Here is a 26,228-nt window from a genome sequence, read left to right on the forward strand (position 1 = left end):
CCGGCCCTCCCCGTCGTCAGTTGCCGATGACGGGGAGGTTGCGGATGAACGGTGCGTTGCGGAGGTCGCCGAGCGTCGGGCGGTGGATGTTCGGGGTCTCGATCGGCTTCCGCGCCCACGCGGCGCCGTTGCCCTGCGTGGCCTGGTAGAACGTGAACGCGCCGATGGCCAGCAGTACGACGGCCATCAGCCCGGAGACCCAATGCGCCCGGAACGTGTTGCGGGCGGTGATGTGTGCACCGCGACGCAACGAGCTGCCGCCTGGGCCCCACCAGGAGCAGAACAGCGCGGTCAGGGCCGCCGTACCGAAGCCGACCGCGGACAAGGGCTTCCAGTCCAGGCCGTACGACGAGGCGGCGATGCCGGTGACGATGCCGCCGACCACGACCGCCGTGAGCAGCGGCAGGATCAGACACGGCAGCGTGACCAGTGCGGCAGTCGCGAACTGCAGCGGGCTGGCCGCGGCCGCGATGACGCCGTCCGACTTGCCGGAGCGGCCGCGGACCTGACGGCGCCGCATCAGCGCAGTGCTCGAGCGGTCGACGGTGCGGGCCAGCACCAGCAGGATGATCGCGATGGCCGCGCCGAAGCCGGGGGTGAACGCGATCAGCCCGGTCAGCGCGATCATGAAGCCGATGACGACCGCCGTACGGCGACCTGTCGGCGGGGACTTGATCGGCTTCTCGGGCTGCGCCTGCGCGGGCTGTACCGGCGACGGCTGCGCGGGCTGGACGGGCATCGGTTGGGACGGCTGCTGGTACGGGACCGGCGGGCCGGCCTGGTACGGCGCCGGAGCGTACGGGCCGGGCGCGTACGGGCCGCCGGCGTAGGGCTCCGGGGCGTACGGCGCTGCCGCGTACGGCACGGGCTCGGCGACCGGGGGCTTGGTCTCGCGGAACTTGTCCCGGAGCGGGGCGAACGCCGAGAGCGGCGGGATCACCGACGGCACCAGCTCGGCCACCTGTGTCGGCGTCGGCTCGTCCGGCGGCGCCTCCGTGGGCATCTGCGTCGTCACCAGCCGCGTGGGGGATGCAGCGGCCACTGTCGGATCCGCGTTGCTCTCCGTACGAGCCGGGAGCGCGTCACGGCCCTCGGCGTACCGGCTGAGACCGGTCATGATCTCGTCCTGCGTCGGCCGGTCCGCCTTGTCCGGGGAGAGCGCGGCAGCGAGCAAGGACTTCAGTCGCGGGTCGAGCCCGTCCAGGTCGGCCTGGCCGGAGTGCACTCGCGCCAGCACGGCCTCGAACGGGCCCTTGCCGAACGGACGACGTCCAGTCGCAGCAAATGCCACAGTGGCGGCCCATCCCCACCAGTCGGCGGACTGGGACACCATCTCGCCTTCGATGAGCTCGGGCGCCAGGTAGCCCGGCGTACCGATCACCAGGCCGGTCTGGGTGAGCCGTAGGTCGTCAGCGGCCTGCGCGATGCCGAAGTCGATCATCACCGGCTTGCCGTTGCACATCATCACGTTGCCGGGCTTGAGGTCGCGGTGGATCACCCCGGCCGCGTGGATCGCCTCCAGCGACTCGGCGAGGCAACCGGCGAGTGGGAGCCACTTACGCGGCGTCAGCGGGCCACGGTCGTCCACCTGCTCGTCCAACGGACGCCCTGGCACGAAACGCGTGACCAGGTAGGGCTGTTCGCCTTCTAGGTCGTGGTCGAGGATGCCGGCCACGCCAGGGTGGTTGACCTTCTGCAGTGTGGTCGCTTCACGCTGCAACCGGGCCCGTGCGATCGGGTCGTGCGCCACGTGCGGCCGTAGCACCTTCAGCGCGACCTCCTGGCGCTCCGGGCCTTCGGCCAGGAACACAACGCCCATCCCGCCCTGTCCGAGCCGCCGGATCAGCCGATACGGCCCGACCCGCTCCTCCACCTCCTCTTCACGGGTGGAAGGCGGTCCCCCTGAGACTGACATGGCATCTACGGTACGTCCCCGGCAGACCAGATCGTTCTGATGACGTCAGAGGTAATCGTGCAGATTCAGTCCGTATCCGAAGCTGAGGCCATGGGACAGAATCCGAAGGCCTACGCGATCGCCTACCTGCGCAATGTGCGGATGGGCGATGCGATCGTCGAGTACCTGGAGCGGATCGACGAGACGCTCGCGCCCTACGACGGGCACTTCATCGTGCATGGCGCTACTCCCGAGCCGATCGAGGGCACCTGCGAGGGTGCCCCGATCGTGATCGAGTTCCCCGACTACGAGCACCTCAGAGACTGGTACGAGTCGCCTGACTACCGGGAGATCCTGCCGTTGCGGACCGAGAACTCCGAGGGTGTCGTGATCTTCGTCGAGGGCGTCGACCGGACGCACCGTGCTACCGACGTGCTAGCGAAGTGAACCAGGTGAGGATGTGTGGCCAGATCTTGGTGAATGAGGGCTTTCTGGCCACTGGTTCGGGTGGGGTGGGCCGCGGTTGGGTGGGGGGATGCGGATCGAGATGCTGGTGTTCGACGGCGTGGACGAGATGGACGTGATGGGGCCGTTCGAGGTCTGGAGTCATGCGGCGCGGCGGCCTGGGTTCGAGTTGGCGTTGGTCGGGTTGGACGGGCCTGCGGAGGTGACGGGGCTGCACGGACTGCAGTTCAAGGCGCCGGAAGGGCTGGGGTGGCCGGACGCGCTGTTCGTGCCCGGTGGTGGGTGGATGAACCGTGCCGAGCACGGGAGCTGGGCGGAGGCGCGGCGTGGGGTGATGCCGGCGCGGATCGCCGCGCTGGCGCCGTCGCTGCGGTGGATCGGATCGGTGTGTACCGGGGCGATGCTGCTCGCCGAGGCCGGGCTCGTGAAGGGGCGGCCGGCCACGACGAACCGTGGGGCGTGGGCGGAGCTGGAGGAGTTCGGTGCAGAGCTGAAGACGAACCGCGTCGTCGACGACGGCACGCTGATCACCGCGGGCGGCGTCACGTCCGGGATCGACCTGGCGCTGCACGTCGTGGAGCGCGAACTCGGTGCCGAGGTCGCGGACGGGATCGCGGGCGCGATGGAGTATGCCCGCGATCGGGACGTCTACGTCTCAGCGCGCTAGTTCGGGATAGACCGCGGTCAGATCAAGGGCCGTGGCCGCCTTGGCCTGACGGGCGGTGTCGTCGGCGAGGACTTCGTGGGCGCCGGTCTCGATGCCGTCCAGCGCGGCCTTGGCGATGTCCTCGGGGCGGGACTTCGGGGACGTGACCGCGGTCGCCATGTCGGTGTCGACGTACCCCATGTGCAGGCCGGTGACGCCGATGCCGCGGTTCAGCAGTTCGAGGCGGACGGCGTTGGTCTGCAGCCAGAGCGCGGCCTTGGTGGCGGAGTACGCGCCGTGGCGGGCGATCCAGGACAGGGCCGAGTGGGCGTTCAGGATGTGGCCGCCGCCGTTGCGTTCGATGATCGGGACGAACGCCTGGGTGAGCCGGAGCGGGCCGAAGAAGTTCGCCTCGAAGACCGCGCGGATGTCGTCGACCGAGCTGTCCAGGTAGGTGTCCGGCGCGCCGGTACCGGCGTTGTTGATCAGCACCGTGACGTCCGGCGCGGCTGCCGCGAGTGCGTCGACGGAGGCCTGGTCGGTGACCTCGAGCGGCAGCGGGACGACGCGCGGGTCGCTGCTCGGTTTCGGGTCGCGGGCGGTCGCGTACACCTTGGCGACGCCGCGGGTCAGCAGGTCGTCGACGATCGCGCGGCCGATCCCGCGCTGCCCGCCGGTGACGAGGACGACGGCGCCTTCGAGTGTGGTCATCGGAACTCCTTGGGAGAAACTGGTCTGTTTCCATGACCGTAAACCGATCAGTTTCTGATTTCAAATCCAGCCGGTACCCTCGAAGGCATGAGCACCTCCGCTACTCCCCGTGAACGGCTGCTGGATGCCGCGGGCGAACTCTTCTACCGCGACGGCGTCAACATCGGAGTGGATGCGCTCTGCAAGGCCGCGGGGGTGTCGAAGAAGTCGATGTACCAGCTGTTCCGGTCGAAGGACGAGCTGATCGCGGAGAGCCTGGCGAGCCGCGGTCCGGGGTACCAGACGCTGCTCCGTCCGGGCTCCGAGGACGACCGGTCGCCGCGGGAGCGGATCCTCACGGTCTTCGAGCGCCAGGACGCGATGGTGGCCGACGGCAACTACCTCGGCTGCCCGTACGTGAGTACGGCGGTGGAGCTGAAGAACCCGGAGCACCCGGGGTCCGTGGTGGCGCGGTACTTCAAGCAGCAGCTGACCGACTTCTTCCACCGCGAGCTGGCGAACGCGGGCGCCGAGGACCCGGCCACGCTGGCGATCCAGCTGACGATGATCTTCGACGGCGCCAGCGCGCGGGCGGTCGTCCGCGCCCAGCCCCTCGGTGGCATCGGCGCCGCCACAGCGTCGGCGCTGCTGGACGCGGCCGGCGTCCGCGCCGCGGAACTCGCCCTGCACTGAGCCGTGGGACGGGAGCGCCTTTGTTCCACGGCTGATGGGGCGGAAAGGCGTTCTGTTCCAGGGAGTTCCGGTACCGGCGGGGTCTTGACCGGGGTTGGCGGGCGTCGTGACACTGCGGTGGAAACCGCTGTCCTTCCGCCCCCACAGACAGGACACCGCCCATGCGAAAGCTCCCCCTTGCCCTGGCCGCCGTGTTGCTGGCCGGGACCCTCAGCAGTCCGTCCGCACAGGCCGTGGATACGTTCACCCACCCCGGTGTGGGCGTGAGCCAGGCACAGCTCGACTTCGTCCGCGCCAAGGTGCAGGCCGGTGCGCAACCGTGGACCAACGCCTTCAACCAGGCCAAGAGCAGCTCGTTCGCCTCCCTCTCGCGTACGCCGAAACCGCGCGCGGTCGTGGAATGCGGTCCGTACTCCAACCCGAACTACGGCTGCACCGACGAACGTGAGGACGCGATCGCGGCGTACACCGACGCCCTGCTCTGGTACCTCACCCGTGACGACCGCTACGCGCAGAAGTCCATCGAGCTGATGGACGCGTGGTCCGCGACGATCAAGGACCACACGAACAGCAACGCCCCGCTCCAGACCGCCTGGGCCGCGTCCTCCTGGCCTAAGGCCGCGGAGATCATCAAGTACGAGTACGGCAACTGGCCGAACGCCGGGCGGTTCGCCACCATGCTCCGCAACGTCTACGTCCCCAAGATCATCAACGGCTCGAACTCCAACGGGAACTGGGAGCTGAGCATGACCGAGGCCCTGCAGGGCATTGGCGTGTTCCTGGAGGACAGGGCGATCTACGACAAGGCGATCGCGCTCTACCGGGTGCGCGTGCCGGCGTACGTGTACCTGGCGTCGGACGGTGCGCTGCCCAAGACCGTACCGAGTCAGAACCTCAACACCCGCGACAAGATCGTCAGCTACTGGCAGGGGCAGGGCACGTTCGTCACGGGCCTCACGCAGGAGACGTGTCGCGACTTCACCCACACCGGCTACGGCATCTCGTCGATCTCACACGTGCTGGAGACGGCCCGTATCCAGGGCGTCGACATGTACTCGGAGTTCGGTGAGCGCTTGCGGCAGGCGCTCGGCTTCCAGTCCAAGTGGGAGCGGAATCTGGAGCCCGTACCGTCCTGGCTCTGCAACGGCACGCTGAACCGAGGCCTGGGTCCGATTACCGAAGTGGGTTACAACGCATTGCATACCCGCCTGGGCATAGCGATGACGAACACGCAGGCCCTGACCGAATCACGCCGTCCTGCTGGTTCCAACAACCTGTTCGTTGCCTGGGAGACGCTGACCCACGCGGAGAACCCGTCGTAGCTAGGGCGTGTCTCCTAATCCCCCGCCTACTGCGGGGCACCCGGCGCGGCACCTCCTCGCTACGGCGCGGGATTAGGAGACACGCCCTAGCAGTGCGCCTCGCCGCGCTTCCAGTAGCCCTGGAACGAGATGGCCGACTTCGGCATCCCCACGGCGTTCACGAGGTGACGGCGTACCTCTTTGATCATGGACGACTCACCGGCGACCCACGCATAGTCAGGGTCGAACGGCAGCGCTGCTGACTTCACCGCGTCCAGAAGGGATCCTTCTGTGACCCACGTGACGTCAGCAGCACCTGCCAACGGCCGTACGTCGGCAGCGTCGGGTACGGCGACGAAAACCGTCGCATGTACGCCGGTCGGCAACTCTTCGAGGATTCCGGCGAGTGCCGGGAGTGCGGTCTCGTCCGCTACGAGCACCCGGCGGACACTGGTCACCGGTGGGACGTAGTCGACGCCGGAGTGCAGCAGGCCCTTCGGGCTGGTCGTGTCGACCGCGAACGGCAGCAGCAACCCCACCTGGTCCCCCGGCTCCGCGGAGCTCACCCAGGCCGAGGCAGGGCCGTTCACACCGTGCAGGACGAACTCCACGTCCAGCTCGGCCACCTCGGGCCGCAGCGCGCGCACGGTGTACGTCCGCATGATGAAACGCTCGTCGACCGGCTGCGCGCACCAGTCGGCGTACCACTCGGGTCCGGCGGGCAAGCGGATCGCGCCGCCGTTCGGCGGGGCGAGCAGGACCTTGATCCGTTGGTCCGGGCCGGCCGTCACCGCCTCCGCGATCCGCGGTGCGACGAACGTCACGCGGCGCAGGTGCGGACTCAGGTCGTCGACCGCCGCCACGGTGGCCAGGAGCGAATCGAACACGATCGGTCGCTCGAGCACAGTCGTCATGCTGAGGTTTCTCCATAAACTTCGCAGGGGGAGGAACGTGCGGACCCGAGGGCGGCCGGGTTATGGTGAGTCGTCTAGAGGTTAGCCTTACCTAAGAGGATCCCGAAAGTCCAATGCCCCCGCCCACTGCCACGGCCGAATCCGGCCCGGAGACCGCTGCCCCGTCGCGCCCGCGGCGGACCCGGCGGACCACGCTGGTCGCCGGCCTGCTCGGCTGCGCGGTCCTGCTGGTGCTGGTCTGCCTGCTCAGCATCGCGATCGGCTCCAAGCAGATCCCGCTGTCCACGGTGCTCGACGCCCTGCGGCACTACAACGAGTCGAACACCGATCACGTGATCGTCCGGTCGCTGCGCGTACCGCGGACCCTGATCGGTCTGCTGGTCGGCGCCGCGCTCGGGCTGTCCGGCGCGCTGATGCAGGGCGTGACCCGGAACCCGCTCGCCGATCCGGGCATCCTCGGCGTGAACGGCGGTGCCGCGCTGTTCGTTGTCGGCGGCATCTACTGGTTCGGGATGTCGTCGCTGACGTCGTACGTCTGGCTCGCGTTCCTCGGGGCGGCCGCGGCGTCGGTCGCGGTGTACCTGCTCGGCTCGATGGGCCGGGAGGGCGCGACGCCGGTCAAGCTCGCGCTCGCCGGTGCGGCGCTGACCGCGATGCTCGGGTCGCTGACGACGGCGTTGCTGATCGGCGACGTGGACACGTTCGACCAGTTCCGGTTCTGGTCGGTGGGGTCGTTCGCCGGCCGTGGTCCGGACATCGCGAAGCAGGTGGCGCCGTTCATCCTGGTCGGGATCGTGCTCGCGCTGTTCTGCGGGCGGGTCCTGAACGCGTTGTCGCTGGGCGACGAGGTGGCGAAGTCCCTCGGTCAGCGCGTCGGGCTGGCCCGCGCGTTCGTCGCGATCGTCGTCGTACTGCTGGCCGGCGCGGCGACCGCGGCGGCCGGGCCGATCGGGTTCGTCGGGCTGACCATCCCACATGTGGCGCGGCTGGTGACCGGCCCGGACTACCGGTGGATCCTGCCGTACTCCGCGGTGCTGGCACCGATCCTGCTGCTCGGGTCGGACGTGATCGGCCGCGTCGTCGCGCTGCCCGGTGAGCTGCAGGTCGGCATCGTGACCGCGGTCCTGGGCGCGCCGTTCTTCATCGCCCTGGTCCGCCGCCGGAAGCTGGCCGACCTGTGACTCTACTGATGCCGCGACTCCGCCGCGGCGGGTCATGGGGCCCGACCTCCCGGTCTTCCCTCGTCGCTCTGGTCGCTTCGCTCCCGCCGCTCCTCAGTCCAGACCGGGAGGCCCCATGACGACCGAGGCGGTACAACTCGTTGCGCGGGCGCGGGTCGCGCGGCAGACCCGGTCGCTGGTTGTCATCGTCGTACTCGCGGTCCTGGTGTTCGCGGTGTTTTGCGTCTCGCTGTCGCTCGGGGACTTCAAGATCCCGGTGATCGACGTGGTGAAGACGCTGTTCGGCGGCGGCGACCACGCGACCGAGTTCATCGTGAACAAGCTGCGGTTGCCGAGGGCACTGACCGGCCTGCTGGTCGGCGCGGCGCTCGGGCTGTCCGGGGCGATCTTCCAGAACATTGCCCGCAACCCGTTGGCCAGCCCGGACATCATCGGCGTCACGTACGGCGCCAGCGCGTTCGCCGTGTTCGCGATCGTCACCCTCGGGCTCACCGGGGTCGCGGTGTCCGCGCTGGCGATCCTCGGCGCGGTGCTGACCGCGTTCCTGATGTACGTGCTCGCCTGGCGGCACGGGGTGTCGAGCTACCGGCTGATCCTGATCGGGATCGGCATCGGCGCGATCGCGACCAGCATCACGTCGTACCTGCTGACCAAGGCCCGGGTGGAGATCGCGCAGCAGGCGCTGGTCTGGCTGACCGGGAGCCTGAACGGGCGCGACTGGTCGAACGTGCGGTCGCTCGCGATCACCTTCGTCGTACTGGTGCCGTGCATGGTGTTCCTGGTGCAGCAGCTGCGGATCCTGCAGCTCGGCGACGAGACGGCGTACGGGCTGGGGCTGCGGGTGGAGGCGTCGCGGCTCGGGCTGATCGTGATCGCCGTCCTGCTCGCCGCGGTCGCGACGGCGGCGGCCGGGCCGATCGGGTTCGTAGCGTTCGTGGCGCCGCCGATCGCGCGCCGGCTGACCCGGTCGCCGGGGCCGGCGATGATCACGTCCGGCCTGCTCGGCGCGCTGGTCGTGTCGGTGTCGGACCTGGTCGCGCAGCATGCGTTCGGTGACACGCAGCTGCCGGTCGGGGTGGTGACGGGTGTGGTCGGTGCGCCGTACCTGATGTTCTTGCTGGCCCGGGCGAACCGAGTCGGGAGTGGTGGCTGAGAGATGGAGAAGACTGTGGAACACAGCCTGGCAGCCGACGGTCTTGCGGTCGGCTACGACCAGCGGGAGATCATCCACGACCTGTCGGTGCGGATCCCGACCGGGAAGATCACCGTCATCGTCGGTGCGAACGCGTGCGGCAAGTCGACGCTGCTGAAGACGCTGGCGCGGTTGCTGAAGCCGTCGCGCGGCTCGGTGCTGCTGGACGGGAAGAGCATCCAGCAGATCCCGACCCGCGAGGTGGCGACCAAGCTCGGTCTGCTGCCGCAGTCGCCGACCGCGCCGGAGGGGATCACGGTCGCGGACCTGGTCGGCCGCGGGCGGTACCCGCGGACCCGGTGGATCCGGCAGTGGTCGCGCGCCGACGACGAGGCGGTCGCCGCGGCGATGACCGCGACCGACGTACTGTCGATCGCGGACCGGCCGATCGACGAGTTGTCCGGCGGCCAGCGGCAGCGGGTGTGGATCGCGATGGCGCTCGCCCAGGAGACCGACATCCTGCTGCTGGACGAGCCGACGACCTTCCTGGACCTGACCCATCAGTTCGACGTGCTGGACCTGCTGGTCGACCTGAACAAGTCCGACGACCGGACGATCGTGCTGGTGCTGCACGACCTCAACCAGGCGTGCCGGTTCGGCGACCACCTGATCGCGATGAAGGACGGCGCGATCGTTGCCGAGGGCAACCCGTCGGACGTGATCACCGAGGACGTCGTCCAGGACGTGTTCGGGCTCGCCGTGAAGGTCGTCCCGGACCCGGTCGCCGGTACGCCGATGGTGGTCCCGATCGGCCGCCACACGACCCGCCAGGACACCCCGGCCTCAGCCGGGACCGCCGCAGCCGGCGCCACCGGAGCCGGGACCGCCGCGGCCGGGACCACCGCTGCCAGCACGGCCGCTGCCAGCACGGCCGCGCAGGCGCTGGCCGCGTCCGCCGCCGCGAACGGCGTCTGCCGGCCCACCGACCGATGACCGCGCCGGGAGCTGCCGTGAAGGCCGTGGCGTGTCTGATCATCGCGGGCGGCCTACTGGCCGGGTGTTCGTCGGCCGGGAGCGGCGGGACGCGCAACACCGTGCAGGGCTCCGACAAGGGCCCGACCGCGGCGCCAAGCGTGCTGGCCGACGGTATGGGGGCCAACGTCGCGCAGGACGCGGCGTTCCCGCGGACCGTCAAGCACTTCAAGGACAGTACGACGATCAAGTCCGCGCCGACCAGGATCGCCGCGCTGAGCACCGGGCAACTGGACGACCTGTTGTCGCTCGGTATCGTCCCGATCGCGACGACCCGGGCGGTCAACGCCGGACTCACCCCGACGTACCTGACCACCGCGTTCCCGCAGTACAAGGCGAAGCTCGGCGCGATGACCGATGCCGGCACGCGGCAGGCGCCGAATCTTGAGACGCTGGCCACCGCCAAGCCCGACCTGATCCTGGTCAACGACTCGCTCGGCGACCTCTACCCGAAGCTGTCGAAGATCGCCCCGACCGTGGTCACGGCCGGCAACGGCATCAACTGGAAGCGCGACCTGCTGCTCGTCGGCGCGGCCGTCGGCAAGGGCCAGGCGGCGCAACGGCTGGTCGACGGGATCGCCGCCGACGCCGCGACCCGCGGCAAGAGCCTGAGCGGTACTACGGTGTCGATGGTGCGGTTCACGCCTGACCGGACCCGGATGTTCGGCGTCTCGTCGTTCACCGGGTCGATCGCGGTCGACATGGGGCTCGGACGGCCGGAGTCGCAGCAGTTCCGGGCGATCTCGGAGGATGTCGGGTCGGAGAGCATCGACGTCGCGGACGGCGACTGGATCTTCTACTCGGTGCAGGGCGACCCGGCGAAGACGGAAGCGGCCAGCGTTCTGGCGGGTCCGTTGTGGCAGTCGTTGAAGGCGGTGAAGGCGGGTCACGCGATCAAGGTCGACGACGACCCGTGGTACCTCAACGCCGGCCCGGCCGCGGCACGTCTCGTCGTACAGCAGCTCTCTGAGCACCTCGGCGCGTGAGGACTCGTGTCTGGCTGTTTGTAGCGCTTGCGTTGGTTGTTGCGGTTGCGATGCTCAGCCTCGTTGTTGGGACCAGGGCGGTGTCGCTGCCCGCTGTAGTCGACGCAGTGCTGCACGGTGGGGACAGCCGGGATGCGTTGGTCGTCAGGACGTTGCGGCTGCCGCGGACTGAGGTTGGGTTGATTGCCGGCGCCGCGTTGGGCCTGGCTGGTGCCGTACTGCAGGCGGTGACGCGGAACCCGCTCGCTGACCCCGGCATTCTCGGGCTGAGCCAGGGCGCGGCGGCCGGCGTGGTGTTCGCGATTGCGTTCGGGCTGGCGAGTGGATTCAGCGGTTACGTGTGGTTCGCGTTCGTGGGCGCTGTTGTCGCGGCCTGCCTGGTGTACGCGATCTCTTTGCGAGGCCGTGGCGGCGCTTCGCCGGTGAAGCTGGCTCTTGCCGGTACGGCGTTGTCGGCGATGGCCGCAGGTGCGACGACCGTCGTACTGACGTCCAGCTCGGCGACGCTCGACCAGTTCCGGTTCTGGCAGGTCGGGTCGTTGAGTGGGCGTGATTCCGGGACAGTGCTGCGGATGCTGCCGTTCCTGGCGGTGGGAGCCGTTCTGGTGCTGGTGTGCGCGCCCGGGCTGGACGCGCTCGAGTTGGGCGACGACACCGCGCGGGCGCTCGGTCACCGCGTACAGGTGGTTCGTGGATGTGCTGCGCTCGGCGCGACGTTGCTGACGGCCGCGGCGGTGGCTGCGGCCGGGCCGATCGCTTTTGTCGGTCTAGCCGTACCGCACCTGGCCAGGCGGCTTGTGCCGAGCGGTCATCGGCATGTGCTCCCGTTGTCCGCCTTACTCGGTGCTGCGCTGCTACCGGCGGCCGACGTCGCCGGCCGGGTCGTACGGGCTCCGGCTGAAGTCCCTGCCGGCGTGATGACCGCCCTGGTCGGCGTACCGGTGCTGGTGGTCCTCGTACGCCGGAAGGCGGCCGGGACGTGAGCGGTCTGCCGGGTGGCACCGTCGTACTGCGTCCGCGTCCGCAGCTCTCGTTCCTGCTGCACCGGCGGGCGGTTGTTGTTGCTGGAGTCCTTCTTGTCCTGCTGCTCGTAGTGATGGTTGTTGCGGTCTGTGTCGGTCAGACAGTGCTGACGCCTGGTGACGTGTGGCGGACCATGCGCAGCGGCAGCGGGCAGTACGACCTGGTCGTCAACGAACTCCGGGTCCCGCGGGTGGCTCTTGGCGCGTTGGTCGGCGGTGCGCTCGGTGTTGCCGGTGCTTTGATCCAGACGGTGACGCGCAACCCGCTGGCCAGCCCAGACGTGATCGGCGTCGGTCATGGGGCCGCTGCTGCGACGGTGCTGGCGCTTGCGGCCGGGGTGACGTCGTCTGCGAGTGCGTTGCCGTTGGTTTCGGTCGCGGGCGGTCTACTGGCGGCGACTATCGTCTACCTGCTCGCCTGGCGGCGCGGGATGCACGCCAACCGCTTCGTACTGATCGGCGTAGGCATTGGTGTCGCTTTGTCGGCTGTGGTGCAGCTCTACCTTGCTGACAGCCAGCTGGAAGCTGCTGAGCAGCTCAAGCTCTGGCTGACCGGAAGCCTCAACGGCCGCGGCTGGGAGCAGGCCGCACCGCTGGCAGGCGTGCTGGTGTTGTGTCTACCCGGCCTAGTCTGGGCAGGCCGTGCTGTACGGCCACTAGGACTCGACGACCACACGGCAGCGGGGCTAGGCGTCCGTGTGCAGCGCAACCGGCTCGCCCTGACCGTCCTTGGCGTCGTACTCGCGGCGACGGCGACAGGTGCCGCCGGGCCGATCGGGTTCGTCGCCCTGACTGCTCCCCAGCTCGCCCGCCGCATCACCCGTACGCCGCAGCTCCCGCTGCTCGGGTCCGCGCTGACCGGTGCCGTCGTCCTCGTAGCCGCGGACCTCGTCGCCCGGACGGTGCTGCCTCCGGTGGAGATCCCGGTGGGCGCGCTGACCGCGCTTGTCGGGGCGCCGTACTTGCTGTGGTTGCTGGGGCGCTCCAACGAGCGTCGCTGAATGGTCGGCGGCGCCGGTTATGGTGGCGGGCATGTTGTCAGCGCTCGCGTATCACCGGTCCGTCCTGGCGGTTGTCCGCCGGGTCGACGAGCGTGCCTGGACGGCGTTGCACGGTGGCCCGGAGGAGTCGCTCGACGACGTGCTGCTGCGGAACGCGTACCGGTTGGAGGCCGACGTACATCCGGACGTCTTCCGGGCCGGCGAGCGGGCTGCGCGGGCGTTGGGACTGGAGGGCGGCGTCGAGTACTACCAGGTGAGCGGCGAGCCGAACGCGTCGTACCTGCATCAGGCGGGCAAGGCGGTGATCCTGTTCCAGGGCGCGTTGCTCGACCGGCTGGACGAGGACGAGTTGACCGCGGTGATCGGGCACGAGCTGGCGCACCGGTTGTTGTGGCGGGCCGACGACGGGGCGTACCTCGCGGTCGACCGGCTGCTCGACGCGGCGGCCGGTGACGCGCGGACGCCGTCGCAGTACCTGGAGACGCATCGGCGGTGGTCGCTCGCGACCGAGTTGTTCGCGGATCGCGGCGCGTTGACGGCGTGCGGTGACCTGCGGACGGCGATTCGTGCGTTGCTGAAGCTGGAGACGGGGTTGAGTACGGCGGACCCGGACGCGTATCTGCGCCAGGCGGCGTCGCTGGACCTGCGCTCGGGCAGTCGCGGTACGTCGCATCCGGAGGCCGTCGGCCGCGCGTGGGCGTTGCAGAACTGGCAGGATGGGGAGGACGTCGAGGCGCTGGTGACCGGGCCGCTCGACGTGGATGCGCCGGACCTGCTGGATGCCGCGTTGCTGCGCGACCTGAGCCGGGACTTCGCCGCGACGATCGCGCAGACCGAGGGCTTGCGGACGGACGCGATCGCGACAGCAGCCGCCGGTTTCACGGACACGCCCGGCGCGCCGGGAGAAGTGCTCCGGTTCGACGAGCCGTTGGCGGTGCGTCCGGTGGACGGGGCGCCGACGCCGCGGCCGCGACCGTTGGCGGCGGCAACGATCCGCTATCTGTCGTACCTGCTCCTGGACCTCGCGACGGCTGATCCGGACGCCGGTGACGCCGGCCTGGTCGCCTCGCTGGTCGTCGCCCGGCGTTCGGGCCTCAGCGGGTACGTCGACCTCGCCGACGACGAGCTGGGCTGGAGCGACAGGCAGCGAGCGCGACTCGTCCAGGCGGCCGCGGAGGTGGTCGGATGAGCGCGGAGGATCTCGTCGCGCTGGCCGTCTCCCAAGGCGGCCTCGGGAACGACGCGCTGCTGGCGGCGGTGCTGCCGTTGTTCCACCAGACCGCGGCCGTGCACGAACGCGGGCTGGTGGCGCCGTTGCGCGGGCTCGACCGGATCACGGTCGACGAGCAGAGCCGGCTCGGGTTCGCGCCCGAGGACGCGCGGCGCCCGATGCTCGCGACGGCGCAGATCGACGTGGTGCAAGGGAAACGCCCGACGGCCGTCGAGGTGGTCGCGCACCGGCAGGCCGCTCTCGACCTCGGCGAAAGCGGTGGCCGCGAGCGGACCGTCGTACCCGACGAGATCACCGCGCCGACGCTGGTGGCCGGGTGGCAGAGCTGGGAGCACGTGGTCGGTCACCACGATCAGCTCACCGACATCCTCAGCCTCGGGCAGCTGCTGCTCGCCCTCGGCTGCGGCCTCGACCTGTCCAGGACCGCGGACGTCACCACCCTGATCGATGCCCGGGGCAACCTGTATCGGCTGGACCCGGATCTGCATCCGGTGATCGTCTCGGTGGCGGCGCAGATGGCGGAGCCCGACCGGTACCGGCGGGCGCAGGACCTGCGTTCGCTGATCGAGCAGCTCGAGAACTACCGCGACCAGCCGCTGGACTTCGACGTCGAGGCGGTCGTGCGCGGCGTCGCGGACCGGCGTACGGCGGTGCTCGGCGCGCTCCGGGACCGGCTGTTCGACCTGTCCCGGCGGAACCGGCTGATCAACTTCCGGCCGACCGCGCAGACGCTGAACCTGACAGAGGTGTCGGTGCCGCTGATGCTCGATGTGCGGAACATCCGCCCGGAGCAGCTCTTCACCTGGCGCGACGACGTTGCCGGGCAGCTGCTCGGGAAGGCGCAACCGCTCGGCAGGTGGATCCGGTACGACGAGGCGCCGTACGCGGCGAACACCTTGGACAAGCTGATCTCGACCGCGCGCCGGGACAAGGCCGACTACGGGCTGGACCAGCTGCGGCTGGTGCCGGCGTTCCTGCGCTGGCACGACCTGAAGAACGACCGCGACACTCGGCTCGCGTCCCCGCTCGTGCTCGCGAAGGTCGAGCTGACCAAGAAGCGCGGTGTCCGGGACTCGTACACGCTGCGAGTCACGGATCCGATCGCCGAGGTGAACCCGACGCTGCGGCACAGCCTGCGACAGCTGTACGGGATCTCGCTGCCGGAGACCGTGGACCTGTCGGCGCCGGGCGCGCTGCGCGAGCTGCACGAGCGGTTGGCGAAGGAGATCCAGGCGACCGAGCCCGGGCTGCAGCTGCACCTGCGGGAGAAGCCGCGGATCGACCTGGTGCGGCAGCGTGCGGTGACCCGGCTGCGCACGTACAACCGGCGCCGGCACGGGAACCTGGCGACCGGATTCGGCGGGAGGCAGTACCCGTACTCGTACCGGCGGACCGACTACCAACCGCTCGGAATACAGATCTACCGGACGCAGATCGCGGAGCAGACGCTGCCGTTGGGGATCGCGCTCGGCGAGGAGCCGCGGCGACCGACGGCGATCGAGACCGACACGTACTCGCTCGACACCGACGGCGGGCCGTACTCGTGGGACGTCGACCTGTGCGCGGTCTCGCTGGCGAACTTCAACTACCGCACGCTCGGGCTGGTCCGTGATTACGACGAGCTGCTGACGGGCGCGGAGTCGGCGGCGTCGTTCGACCAGCTGTTCTCGGACCGGCCGCGGCCGGTGGGGAGCGAGCCGCCGGAGCTGCCGCCGGGCGAGCGGTATCTGGTGGTGCCGGCGGACGGTTCGCAGGTGGCGGCGATCGCGCGGGCGCGACGTGGCGAGAGCTTCGTGATCCAGGGTCCGCCCGGGACGGGGAAGTCGCAGACCATCACGAACCTGATCGCGGACTTCGTTGCGCGGGGCAAGCGGGTGCTGTTCGTCTGCCAGAAGCGGGCGGCGCTGGACGTCGTCCATGCCCGGCTGGCGAGTCGGCGGCTGGACGGGTTGTGCGCGCTCATCCACGACTCGCAGGGGGACAAGAAGGCGTTCGTCCACGGGCTGCGGGAGACGTACGACGCGTGGCTGCCGGCGAAGGACGACCTCGACGCGCTGACGGAACGGCGTACGGCGCTGGTCGCTCGCGTGGACCGTCTGCTGGCGACGGTGGACGAGTTCGAGAAGCAGCTGGCTGATGGCGCGCCGGGGCTCCGCGAGGTGGTCAACCGTCTGGCCGAGCTGCACGAACACGCCTGGACGGGTCCTGAGGTTCTCCCTGGCGTGGGGGAGTGGTGGGCGGCGCGTGACGTGGTGCGGGAGGTTGCGCAGGCGTTGGCCGCGGCTGAGCCGGCTACCGGTGGGGTGCTGGCGCGGTGTTCGCTGGCCTTCCTGAGGCGGTGGGACGAAGCGGATGTCGTGGCGGCGGCCCGGCGGCTTCGGGAGAAGTGGTCAGCGGTCGAGCTCGAGGACGTTCCTGTGCGGGACGCGCGGGAGCTGGCGCGGCTCGGGCGGTGGCTGGAGCCGCTGGCGGGATTGGGGAAGGCGGAGGCGATCGTTCCGCGGTCGGCGGTGGCGCGGGAGCTCGCGGAGGCGGCGGCCGAGCGGAAGCAGCTGGCCAAGGTCGAGAAGGCCGCCTGGAAGGAGGCCGCCGGCTGGCGGGAGCCGCTGGCACCGGCCGACGCCCGCTCCGCGTTGAAGGTTGCCCAGAGCAAGGAAGGCGGCGCGTTCTCCTTCCTCAGCGGCGATTGGCGGCGGGTGAAGCACCTGGTCCGCGACCGCTTCGACGCGACGACGCGCACCGTCCAGCCGTCCGTCACCGAGATCCTCACTGATCTGGTCGCCGCCCACACCGCGTCGGCCGCCGTCGCCGATCACGCCGAGCAGACCAGGCACGACTGGTCGACCGACGACCCGCGCGACCTGATCGACCAGCTCGCCGCCGCCCGGAAGGCCGTCCCCGAGTGGCGGACCGCTGTCGACGACACAGCGGCCCTCGCCCGACTGGCCGACGTACTCGACGAGGCCTCCGCGGTGGCCGACGACCTGCTGGCCGAGCACTGGGACACGCTGACCGTCGACGAGCTGCGCGACCTCGCCGATCGCCTCGCCGCGGAAGGCCCGGCGCTCCGCGCAATCGGCCCGAAGCTCCGCGACCTGGCGACCGCGCCCGCGTCCGTCGTCACCGCCGTACGCCGGCTCGACGCGACTCCGGACCAGCTCGAGTACGCCGTCTGCGCCGCGGACTGGGAGCACGCCCGCTCCGCCGCCCCGCTGCAGCTGTCGTCGGAGCGCGTCGACGCGATCGTCGGCGAGCTGAGCATGGTCTACGAGGACCTCACCGAGCTGAATGCCCAGGTCGTGGTCGCGCAGGTACGGCGCCAGTTCCTCGCCGAGGTCGCGCACTCCGAGCAGAGCGTGACCGGGATGTCGGTCGAGGACCGGGAACGCAAGAAGACGTTCGCGACCGGCCGCCGCGAGCTGGAGCACGAGTTCGGCAAGGTGATGCGGTACCGGTCGATCCGTGACCTCGCCTCCGGCGCGCCCGGCGAGGTGGTCGCGAAGCTCCGGCCGGTGTGGCTGATGAGCCCGTCGTCGGTGTCCGACACGTTGCCGTTGACAACTTCCTTCGACGTCGTGGTGTACGACGAGGCCAGCCAGATCCCTGTGGAGGAGGCGATCCCGGCGCTGCACCGGGCGCCGCAGCTGATCGTCGTCGGCGACCAGATGCAGCTGCCGCCGACGCAGTACTTCCGGGTGCAGAACGACGAGGCGGACGACGAGCAGCTGGGCGTCGCGCTGACCGAGGACAGCTTCCTCTCGATCAGCGCGCTCCGGCTGGCGTCGACGATGCTGACCTGGCACTACCGAAGCCGCTCGGAGGCGTTGATCTCGTTCAGCAACGCGGCGTTCTACCAGGGCAAGCTGGCGACGGTGCCGGACCGGTTGCCGCCACACACCGCCCCGCCATGGACGCTGCACTCGGACTCACCAGCGTCCGACGTCTGCGACAGCGTCTTGGCCGGCAGCATCACCGCCGTACGGCTCGTCGACGGCGTGTACGTACGGCGTACCAACCCGTTCGAGGCGCGCTGGATCGCGTCGCTCGTGCGGGAGCTGGTCGGCCGCGAGACCGGGAAGAGCATCGGGATCGTGGCGTTCTCGGAGGCGCAGCAGGGGGAGATCGAGCGGGCGCTGGACGAGCTGGCCGAGAGCGACGCGGAGTTCGCCGCGCTGTACGAGGCGGAGCAGGTGCGGACGCACGGCGAGCAGGACGCCGGGCTGTTCGTGAAGAACCTGGAGAACGTGCAGGGCGACGAGCGGGACATCATCCTGATGAGCGTCTGCTACGCGGCCGGTCCGGACGGGCGGATGCTGATGAACTTCGGCCCGGTCAACACCAACGGCGGCGAGAAGCGGCTGAACGTGATCTTCAGCCGGGCCCGCGAGCACATGGTGATCGTGAGCAGCATCGAGCCCGACGCGATCACCAACACCTACAACGACGGCGCGAACACGCTGCGCCGGTTCCTCGGGTACGCCGCCGCCGTATCGCGCGGCGATCAGCAGGCCGCGAAATCCGCGCTGGTGTCGTACAACCTCCGGACCACGCGCACCGTGCAGCCGACGACGCCGGTGGTCGAGCAGCTCGCGGCGGCGTTGACGGCGCGTGGCGTGGAGGTCGACGTCGCGGTGGGGGAGTCGGTGTTCCGCTGCGACCTCGCGCTGAAGCTGCCGGACGACGACGGCTACCGGCTCGCGGTCCTCGTGGACACCCCGGAGCGGGTCGCATCCGACACGCTCCTCGAACGCCTCACCACGCACCCGAGCGCGCTCGCGACGACCGGCTGGCGGGTCCACCACGTGCTCACCACGGACTGGACCCGCTCGCCGGACGCCGTCGTCTCACAGCTACTGGACGCGCTTCGCCGCCCCGTCGATTAGCAGCTTGGCGGCCACTGTCGCGCCGTCGGTCTTGATCAGCCCGCTCACCTCACGAGCGGGCTCGGCGGCCGCGAACGCCGTACCGAGCGCGCTCGACAGCGAGTCGACGGTCGGCACCTTGTCCGCGGCCCCGATACCCAGCGCGGTCACGCGGGACGCCCAGTACGGCTGGTCGGCGATCAGCGGCACGATGACCTGCGGTACGCCGGCCCGCGCGGCCGTGGTCGTCGTACCGGCGCCGCCGTGGTGGACGACCGCCGCCACCTTCGGGAACAGCGCCTGCTGGTTGACCTCGCCGACGACGAAGCAGTCGTCCGCGTCGAGCTCGGACCAGCCCCGACTGAGCAGGACCCGGCGGCCGTGAGCCCGGGAGGCCTCGACGGCTGTCCGGGCGATGTCCTTCGGCGCGTACGACGCCATGCTGCCGAAGCCGACGTACACCGGTGGGTCGCCGGCGTCGAGGAACGCCTGCAGGTCGTCCGGGAGCGGACGGTGGTCGGGGAGGATCCAGGCGCCGGTCTGGACGACGTCGAGGTCGGTCATGCCCGCGGACGGGCACAGGGTCGGGTCGGCGGCGAGCCAGGGGTGTTCGGTGAACACGTAGTCGCGGACGTTCCCGATCGGCGGTAGCCCGATCGCGACACGCTGCTCGTTGAGGGCCGGGCCGTACAGCTCGTTGACGCGGAGGGCGTCGTACTCCCACTGTTCACGGCGGTCCGTGACGTCGTCCGGGGTCGGCGTACCTGGACGGGCTCCGGGCGCGGAGTGCTGCGACGGGATCCCGCCCAGGTGGAAGCCCGCGAGTACGTAGCCGATGCCGAGCTTGTCGGCGACGTCCCGCGCACCGGCGGGCATCAGCCCGGTGGCAACGATCGCGTCCGCGCCGGGCGCGACCCGGCCGAGCGTCTCGAACCGCGCGGCGACGAGCCGCGCCGCCAGCTCGAAGGCCGGATGAACTCCTGTTGTCGATTTAGGTGCCGTGACCACCGAGCGCACCGATGGGCCGAGCGGCTCCATCGGGACACCGGCGCGCGCCAGCAGCTCCTCGAAGTCGCCCTCCGGCGGTGCACAAACTGTTGCCTCTGCCCCCAATTCCTGAAGCGCCACCGCGAGCCCCGCCAGCGGCTCGATGTCGCCGCGCGATCCCCAACTGGCCAACACAAAACGCACGCGTTCATCCTCTCGTAGACGCACAATTCTGCGAGAACAACGGGGGCTTGCGGCAAGTCCCCCCATCCGCTATACGTTGGAAGTGGAGGGACATGAGCAGCCCGGCGAGTAGTGCGCCGAGCGTGCCGAGGGTGAGGTCGCCGAGGGTGTCGGTGTAGGCGGTCTGCAATTCGGGGGACGTGCGGACGAACGCGACGTACTCGCCCAGCTCCCAGACGACCGCGGCGGTGGCGCCGAAGCCGAGCGCCACGAAGACCGTGACCGCGCGCGAGAGGTCGCGTCGTGCGAACGCGAGCAGTACGCCGGCCGTCAGGAACGCCCAGAGGACGAAGTGCATCGCGTCGTCCCACCAGCCGACGGTGTCGAACAGGTTCAGTCGGTTGCCGAGCAGGTCGATTGCCCATGGCAACGTCATCAGCAGGTCCGCGGCCCACGGGAACGGCCGCCCGCGCCGCACCCACCAGTACAGCGGCAGCACCATCCCGCCGATCGGGTAGACGATCAGCCGTGCGGTCGACGCCTTTCCCTTGATGCCGCTGAGATCCGGCCAGATCAGTGCTGCGAGCAACAATGCGAACAGCAACACCTTCACGGCCACCGCAGCCTTCTTCGTCATGTCCCAGAGTCAAGCGGTCCAGCGGACGCGGCGGATGAGTACAACTACCGAACTCTCACAGCCAGCCGCGACGGGCGGCTTCGTGGCCGAGCTGGAAGCGGGTGACGACCTGAGCGCGGTCCATCAGGTTGCTGACGCGACGTTGGACGGTCCGCAGCGACAGCCCGAGCTGGCCGCCGATCGCCTGGTCGGTGAGGCCGGCCAGCAGGAGCGTGAGGATCCGGGTGTCGAGGTCGTCGAGGCGGTCGGCGGACAGCTCGGTGGTGCCGTTCTCGGCCGGCAGTACTTCGTTCGCGCCCGCCCAGATCAAGTCGAACAGGTGCAGCAACGCGTCCAGTAACCCGGACGGATGCACGAGCAACGCCCCGCCCGCGGAGTCCGCCGCAGTAGGGGCCAACGGCAACAAAGCGAGCGAGCGGTCGGCGACGATCAGCCGCAGCGGCAGGTCGCCGGTGACCCGGATCTGCTCGCCGGCCTTGACCGACTCGGCCACCAGATCGACGAAGCCCGGCTTCGCGAACGCCGCCCGCTCCACCACCACCCGATAGGTCACGCCGCGGGCCAGCGCCGCGTCCTCGTCCACGTTCTCGTCGGCCGACACCACCGCGACCGACGCCTTCACCAGCGCCAGCACCTCGTCGGACGCGCCGCGCTGCATCTGCCCGAACCGCTGCGCCACCGCCTGCGCGCCGCGGACCACCTCGATCACGTCGGTGTCCGAGCGGTCCGCCATCACGCCCCGGTACTGCTCGGCGAGCCGGCCGAGCTCGAGCTGCGCCCGCCGGATGTCCTCCTGGCGCTGCACGATCAGCGACCCGAGCGCGAGCGCCGGCGGGGACGCGACGAAGTGCCCCGGCGTCGCGGTGGAGCGGGCGACCAGCCCCTTCTCCTCGAGGCCGTCGAGCGCCGCGGCCAGGTCGCTCGTCTCGACTCGGAGCGCCGCCGCCAACTCCTCGACGGACTCCGACGGCAGCGTGATCAGCCGCCGGTAGGCACTCTCCTCGATCGCTTCCAGTCCCAGCACGTCGAGCATCGTGCGCTCCTTCGGGGGCCGCCGGACGGAGACGGGCGTGGCGGACACGTGTCATGCCGCAATCCCGCCATGGACCACTGTACGGCGGCACGGCATATTCATGCCATCCGTTCCGCAGGTCTCCCCCAGGAAGGGTCCGCCCATGTCCCGATCCGCCCGCGCAGTCGCCGGTGGGCTCGCCGTCCTCGTGGCCCTGGCCACCGCGACGACGACGCCTTCGCAAGCCGGCGACGCCCCTGCAGCCTCCCCACCGACCCAAGCCGCCACCGGCGCCACCCACCGCGTCACGCTCGTGACCGGCGACGTGGTCACGCTCACCGATACCACCGGCGGCCCGCCGACCGCGTCGGTCGAGCCCGCGCCTGGTAGCCGCGGCGGCGTCCAGATCCAGCAGGTCGGCAAGGACCTGCACGTCGTACCGGACGCCGCCCTCCCGTACCTCGCCAGCGGCCGCCTCGACCCCGAACTGTTCAACGTGTCCGCCCTCGTCGACCAGGGGTACGACGACGCATCCGTGAAATCGATCCCGCTGATCGTGCAGTACCGGCCGGGCCTGCGCGCCGCGGCCGCGACCCCGCAGTACGCCGATCGTGGTGCAACGCTGGAGAGCATCAGCGGGCTGGGGCTGTCCGCGCACAAGGCCGAGGCCGCCAAGTTCTGGTCCGGCCTCACCGCGAGCACCACCCGCTCGGCCGTGCCCGGGCAGTTCGGCGGCGGCATCCAGAAGGTGTTCCTCGACGAGAAGGTCGAGGCCAGCCTCGCCGAGAGCGTCAACCAGATCGGCGCGCCGACCGCCTGGGCGCAGGGCCTCGACGGCTCCGGTACGACGGTCGCCGTCCTCGACACCGGCATCGACCAGACGCATCCCGACCTGGCCGGGCAGATCGCCGAGACGAAGAGCTTCGTCCCGGGCGAGACGACCGAGGACGTGAACGGCCACGGTACCCACGTCGCCTCCACGGTCGCCGGCACCGGAGCCGCGTCCGCCGGCGTCGAGAAGGGCGTCGCGCCGGCCGCACACCTGGCGATCGGCAAGGTGCTCAGCGACAGCGGCTCCGGGGCCGCGTCCTGGATCATCGACGGGATGGAGTGGGCCGCGCACCGCGCCAAGGTGGTCAGCATGAGCCTCGGCAGCACCGAGGCCAGCGACGGCACCGACCCGATGGCACTCGCCGTCGACCAGCTCAGCGCCGAGACCGGCGCGCTGTTCGTGATTGCCGCAGGCAACTACGGACGGGTGAGCGGGATCGGCTCGCCGGGCGCGGCCGCGGCCGCGCTCACCGTCGGTGCGGTGGACAAGAACGACGACCGCGCGTACTTCCAGGACATGGGCCCGCGGCTCGGCGACGCGACCGTGAAGCCGGAGATCGTGGCACCGGGCGTCGACGTACTCGCGGCGCGCGCGGCGAAGTCGTCGGGTACCGGGTACTACAAGTCGCTCAGCGGTACGTCGATGGCGACGCCGCATGTCGCCGGTGCCGCGGCGCTGCTGGTGCAGGAGCACCCGGACTGGACGGGCGAGCAGCTCAAGGCGGCGCTGGTCAGTACGGCGAAACCGTTGGCCGGCGAGACGGCGTACCAGGTCGGCGGCGGGCGTCTCGACGTACCGGCTGCGGCGTTCGGGAAGATCAACGCGACCGCGACGCGCGACTTCGGGTTCCACGCGTGGCCGCACGGTGACGACGTACCGGTCTCGCGGACCGTCACTTACACGAACCTCGGCGACGCTCCGGCCATCCTGGACCTGTCGACCGACGTGACCAGCGACGGTACGACGCCTGCGCCGGCAGGGCTGCTGACGCTCGCGTCGAGCCAGGTCACCGTGCCGGCCAAGGGCACTGCCTCGGTCACCGTGACGGCTACGCCGAACCAGGCAACGCCGGGGCTGTCGTACTCGGGGACCGTGATCGCCAAGCAGGACGGCAAGCAGGTGGCGCAGACCGCCGTCGGGCTGGTGATGGAGGGCGAGCGGTACAACCTCAACGTGCACGCGACCGGTCGGGACGGGAAGCCTGCTGGTGGGTACGTGACGTTGTACAAGTACGGCAACCAGTTCGTCGACACGCTTGAGATCGACCCTGCCACGGGCAACGTGTCTACGCAGCGCCTGGAGCCCGGCGTTTATGCGGCGTACTCCTGGCTGCCGGTCGACGGTGAGCAGGGCGTCGCGTTGGTTGGCAACCCGCACCTCGTGATCGGTAAGAACACCGACCTGGTGCTGGACGCGCGTACGGCGAAACCGATCACGCTCAGCACGCCGTTGCCGGGCGAGGACGTCTACCGGCGGTCCGGGTGGTACCACGACTCGGGCATTGGTGGGCAGTACGCGAGCTTCCTGGCGCAGTATGTGCCGACGCCGGTCGTGACGAACGTGTACGCGGCCCCAACGGGTGCGGTGGCTGGTGGCGTGTTCGACTTCTCGTCGCGCTGGCGCCGTACTACGCCGTTGTTGTCGATGACTGTGGGCAACAAGGCGTTGCACCCGCTCTTGCAGGGCGGTTCGAAGCGCTGGGATGGTAAGGCGACGCTTAGCGCTGTGTACGCGGGCAATGGCTCGGATTACACGGGCAAGGAAGTCCGTGGGAAGGCTGTGTTCGTAACAGCCGACCCTGCGATCACGCCGAGCGCCAGGGCGTCAGCTGCACGCGCTGCTGGTGCGGCTGTGCTGATTGTGGTCGGTGAGGGTCGGTACTACGACTACGCGGGCGGGACTGACCTGCCGGTGTACTCGTTGACGGCGGCCGAGGGTGCTCCGTTGATCGCGCGGATGGCGAGTGTTCGGCTGCGGATGATGGGCACGGAGGCTCCGCCGTACCTGTATGACGTGGTGAAGGCGTACAGCGGTGCGATCCCGGCGGAACTGCGGTACACGCCGCGGGCCGGGGAGTTGGCGACGGTCGTCAACCGGTTCGTCGGGCCGACGGGTGAGCTCGCGTTCGAGAGCCGCGCGGACTGCCGGATCGGGTTCTGGCCGCCGTGCCTGCAGGTGACCGAGCCGATCCACCTCGGGACCCAGCGGGTCGACTACGTGTCCACGCAGGCGGGAACCGACTGGTACGAGCAGACGAACCACCCGCAGGGCTGGGAACAGCGCGGCGAGCGGCACACGTACCAGCCGCGCTCGGTGCAGACGAACTCCTGGTTCGCACCGGTCGCCCGTCCGCGGGTCGGGTCCGGGTACTGGAATCCGCGGCGCAGCGGCGACTTCTTCGCGGTGAACGTACCGACGACGAGCAGCGGCGACCAGGGTGTGACCGGGTCGATGGACGACGACTCGACGGTCGCGACCCGGCTGTTCCAGAACGGGAAGCTGGTGCGGACGAGTACGTTCCAGGCGATCCAGACGGGCGTGCCGGCGACGACCGGGTGGGCGAACTACCGGTTCGAGATGGACACCACCCGGCCCGCGACGTGGGAGCTGGGGACGAAGACGTCGAGTGCGTGGGACTTCCGGGCGCAGACGACCGACTCCAGCGACTGGGCGTACCTGCCGTTGATCCAGCTCGACTACCACCTGGCGACGAACCTGAACGGTGCGTTGACCGGTAGCCCGCGGCAACGGATCGGGCTGTCGGCGTTCCAGTTCGACGGGGTCGAGGGTGCGGGCAAGATCAAGGGTGCGACGCTGGAGGTGTCGTACGACGACGGTGCCAGCTGGCAGGCAGCTCCGCTGTCGCGGGCCGGGGCCGGTTGGTCAGCCGACGTACGGCTGCCGAAGGGGGCGTCGTACCTGTCGCTGCGCGCGACGGCGACCGACGACGCGGGGAACGCGGTCCGGCAGGAGGTGATCCGGGCGGCGTCGATCCACTGACAAACGAGTCGGCCGGCGGTGACCCTTCGAGGGTCGCCGCCGGCCGACTTTTTGTGGTTCAGCTGACGCTGATCAGGTCCACGACGAAGATCAGGGTCTCGCCGGGCTTGATCGCGTTGCCCGCGCCGCGGTCGCCGTAGCCCAGGTGCGGCGGGATGACCAGCTTGCGGCGGCCGCCGACCTTCATGCCCTGCACGCCGGTGTCCCAGCCCTGGATGACCTGGCCGACGCCGAGCTGGAACGCCAGCGGGGCGCCGCGGTTGTACGACGCGTCGAACTCCTCGCCGGTGGAGTGCGCGACGCCGACGTAGTGCACGTTCACCCGGGAACCGGCCTTGGCCTCGGCGCCGTCACCCTTGGTGATGTCGGTGATCTCGAGATCCGCCGGCGGCGGCCCGTCCGGAAAGTCGATCTCTGGCTTCTCAGTCATGCCTCCAGCTAAGCAGAAAGTGCCGGGAAAGTTCCGATCGGGTTCCTGTTGGGGGTGATCACGAGCGTCTAGGCTCTCGATCACGAGGTCGACCAAT

Annotated in this window: 20 protein-coding genes; 13 read left to right on the forward strand and 7 right to left on the reverse strand. The window is 70.0% G+C overall.

The genetic code is table 11. The annotated features are described in order from the left end of the window. Positions 1 to 16 precede the first annotated feature (16 nt). A complete protein-coding gene (locus ACXJJ3_RS24625) occupies positions 17 to 1,915 on the reverse strand; it encodes a serine/threonine protein kinase (RefSeq protein ID WP_458164201.1) in 1,899 nt (632 codons plus the stop codon). A 90-nt stretch (positions 1,916 to 2,005) separates the two neighbouring features. On the opposite strand from ACXJJ3_RS24625, the gene ACXJJ3_RS24630 reads away from it, so the two are divergent. Continuing rightward, entirely contained in the window at positions 2,006 to 2,341 is a 336-nt protein-coding gene (locus tag ACXJJ3_RS24630) for a DUF1330 domain-containing protein (protein ID WP_458164202.1), read from the forward strand. 88 nt (positions 2,342 to 2,429) lie between these two features. Further along, positions 2,430 to 3,026 carry a DJ-1/PfpI family protein gene (locus tag ACXJJ3_RS24635; protein ID WP_458164203.1) on the forward strand — a complete coding sequence of 199 codons (597 nt, stop codon included), beginning with the start codon at positions 2,430 to 2,432 and terminating at the stop codon, positions 3,024 to 3,026. On the opposite strand, the gene ACXJJ3_RS24640 is transcribed toward ACXJJ3_RS24635, so the two are convergent. Beyond that, entirely contained in the window at positions 3,015 to 3,716 is a 702-nt protein-coding gene (locus ACXJJ3_RS24640; RefSeq protein ID WP_458164204.1) for an SDR family oxidoreductase, read from the reverse strand. The two genes, ACXJJ3_RS24635 and ACXJJ3_RS24640, sit on opposite strands and share 12 nt — an antisense overlap. Before the next feature lie 87 nt (positions 3,717 to 3,803). Between ACXJJ3_RS24640 and ACXJJ3_RS24645 the strand changes: the two genes are divergently transcribed. Next, a complete protein-coding gene (locus tag ACXJJ3_RS24645; protein WP_458164205.1) occupies positions 3,804 to 4,388 on the forward strand; it encodes a TetR/AcrR family transcriptional regulator in 585 nt (194 codons plus the stop codon). A gap of 161 nt (positions 4,389 to 4,549) precedes the next feature. Next, the gene (locus ACXJJ3_RS24650; RefSeq protein ID WP_458164206.1) at positions 4,550 to 5,710 is read left to right on the forward strand and encodes an alginate lyase family protein; all 1,161 of its coding nucleotides are present in this window, start codon (positions 4,550 to 4,552) and stop codon (positions 5,708 to 5,710) included. A gap of 86 nt (positions 5,711 to 5,796) precedes the next feature. Here the strand turns inward: ACXJJ3_RS24650 and ACXJJ3_RS24655 are convergent, their stop codons facing one another. Further along, positions 5,797 to 6,603 carry a siderophore-interacting protein gene (locus tag ACXJJ3_RS24655; RefSeq protein WP_458164207.1) on the reverse strand — a complete coding sequence of 269 codons (807 nt, stop codon included), beginning with the start codon at positions 6,601 to 6,603 and terminating at the stop codon, positions 5,797 to 5,799. A gap of 113 nt (positions 6,604 to 6,716) precedes the next feature. On the opposite strand from ACXJJ3_RS24655, the gene ACXJJ3_RS24660 reads away from it, so the two are divergent. From ACXJJ3_RS24660 to ACXJJ3_RS24695, 8 genes are all read left to right on the forward strand, one after another. Then, on the forward strand, positions 6,717 to 7,784 hold the full coding sequence (locus tag ACXJJ3_RS24660) for a FecCD family ABC transporter permease (RefSeq protein WP_458164208.1): 1,068 nt from the start codon (positions 6,717 to 6,719) through the stop codon (positions 7,782 to 7,784). Positions 7,785 to 7,899: 115 nt separating this feature from the next. Then, entirely contained in the window at positions 7,900 to 8,937 is a 1,038-nt protein-coding gene (locus tag ACXJJ3_RS24665; RefSeq protein WP_458164209.1) for a FecCD family ABC transporter permease, read from the forward strand. Between the two features lie 3 nt (positions 8,938 to 8,940). Continuing rightward, entirely contained in the window at positions 8,941 to 9,909 is a 969-nt protein-coding gene (locus tag ACXJJ3_RS24670; RefSeq protein ID WP_458164210.1) for an ABC transporter ATP-binding protein, read from the forward strand. Between the two features lie 17 nt (positions 9,910 to 9,926). Further along, positions 9,927 to 10,934, forward strand: a complete 1,008-nt coding sequence (locus tag ACXJJ3_RS24675) for an ABC transporter substrate-binding protein (protein WP_458164211.1) — start codon at positions 9,927 to 9,929, stop codon at positions 10,932 to 10,934. After that, positions 10,931 to 11,917: a FecCD family ABC transporter permease gene (locus ACXJJ3_RS24680; RefSeq protein ID WP_458164212.1), complete on the forward strand. Its 987-nt coding sequence runs from the start codon at positions 10,931 to 10,933 to the stop codon at positions 11,915 to 11,917. Before ACXJJ3_RS24675 ends, ACXJJ3_RS24680 begins: the two co-directional genes overlap by 4 nt. Beyond that, on the forward strand, positions 11,914 to 12,957 hold the full coding sequence (locus ACXJJ3_RS24685; protein WP_458164213.1) for a FecCD family ABC transporter permease: 1,044 nt from the start codon (positions 11,914 to 11,916) through the stop codon (positions 12,955 to 12,957). The genes ACXJJ3_RS24680 and ACXJJ3_RS24685 overlap by 4 nt, the downstream gene beginning before the upstream one ends. Positions 12,958 to 12,988: 31 nt before the next feature. After that, positions 12,989 to 14,146, forward strand: coding sequence for a M48 family metalloprotease (locus ACXJJ3_RS24690; protein WP_458164214.1), 1,158 nt, complete (start codon positions 12,989 to 12,991; stop codon positions 14,144 to 14,146). Next, positions 14,143 to 19,071 (forward strand): AAA domain-containing protein, encoded by a 4,929-nt coding sequence (locus tag ACXJJ3_RS24695; RefSeq protein ID WP_458164215.1) that lies wholly within the window; start codon positions 14,143 to 14,145, stop codon positions 19,069 to 19,071. Before ACXJJ3_RS24690 ends, ACXJJ3_RS24695 begins: the two co-directional genes overlap by 4 nt. Here ACXJJ3_RS24695 and ACXJJ3_RS24700 read toward each other — a convergent pair. The 3 genes from ACXJJ3_RS24700 to ACXJJ3_RS24710 are packed head-to-tail and all read right to left on the reverse strand — an operon-like array spanning position 19,039 to position 21,890. Next, positions 19,039 to 20,241: a glycosyltransferase gene (locus ACXJJ3_RS24700; protein WP_458164216.1), complete on the reverse strand. Its 1,203-nt coding sequence runs from the start codon at positions 20,239 to 20,241 to the stop codon at positions 19,039 to 19,041. The two genes, ACXJJ3_RS24695 and ACXJJ3_RS24700, sit on opposite strands and share 33 nt — an antisense overlap. A 4-nt stretch (positions 20,242 to 20,245) precedes the next feature. Further along, entirely contained in the window at positions 20,246 to 20,857 is a 612-nt protein-coding gene (locus tag ACXJJ3_RS24705; protein WP_458164217.1) for a hypothetical protein, read from the reverse strand. A 55-nt stretch (positions 20,858 to 20,912) separates the two neighbouring features. Beyond that, positions 20,913 to 21,890 carry a helix-turn-helix domain-containing protein gene (locus ACXJJ3_RS24710; RefSeq protein ID WP_458164218.1) on the reverse strand — a complete coding sequence of 326 codons (978 nt, stop codon included), beginning with the start codon at positions 21,888 to 21,890 and terminating at the stop codon, positions 20,913 to 20,915. Between the two features lie 142 nt (positions 21,891 to 22,032). Between ACXJJ3_RS24710 and ACXJJ3_RS24715 the strand changes: the two genes are divergently transcribed. Then, positions 22,033 to 25,701, forward strand: a complete 3,669-nt coding sequence (locus ACXJJ3_RS24715) for a S8 family serine peptidase (protein WP_458164219.1) — start codon at positions 22,033 to 22,035, stop codon at positions 25,699 to 25,701. A 58-nt stretch (positions 25,702 to 25,759) separates the two neighbouring features. Here the strand turns inward: ACXJJ3_RS24715 and ACXJJ3_RS24720 are convergent, their stop codons facing one another. Continuing rightward, positions 25,760 to 26,131 (reverse strand): FKBP-type peptidyl-prolyl cis-trans isomerase, encoded by a 372-nt coding sequence (locus tag ACXJJ3_RS24720; protein ID WP_458164220.1) that lies wholly within the window; start codon positions 26,129 to 26,131, stop codon positions 25,760 to 25,762. Positions 26,132 to 26,228: the final 97 nt, after the last annotated feature.

The organism is Kribbella sp. WER1, assembly GCF_054189145.1.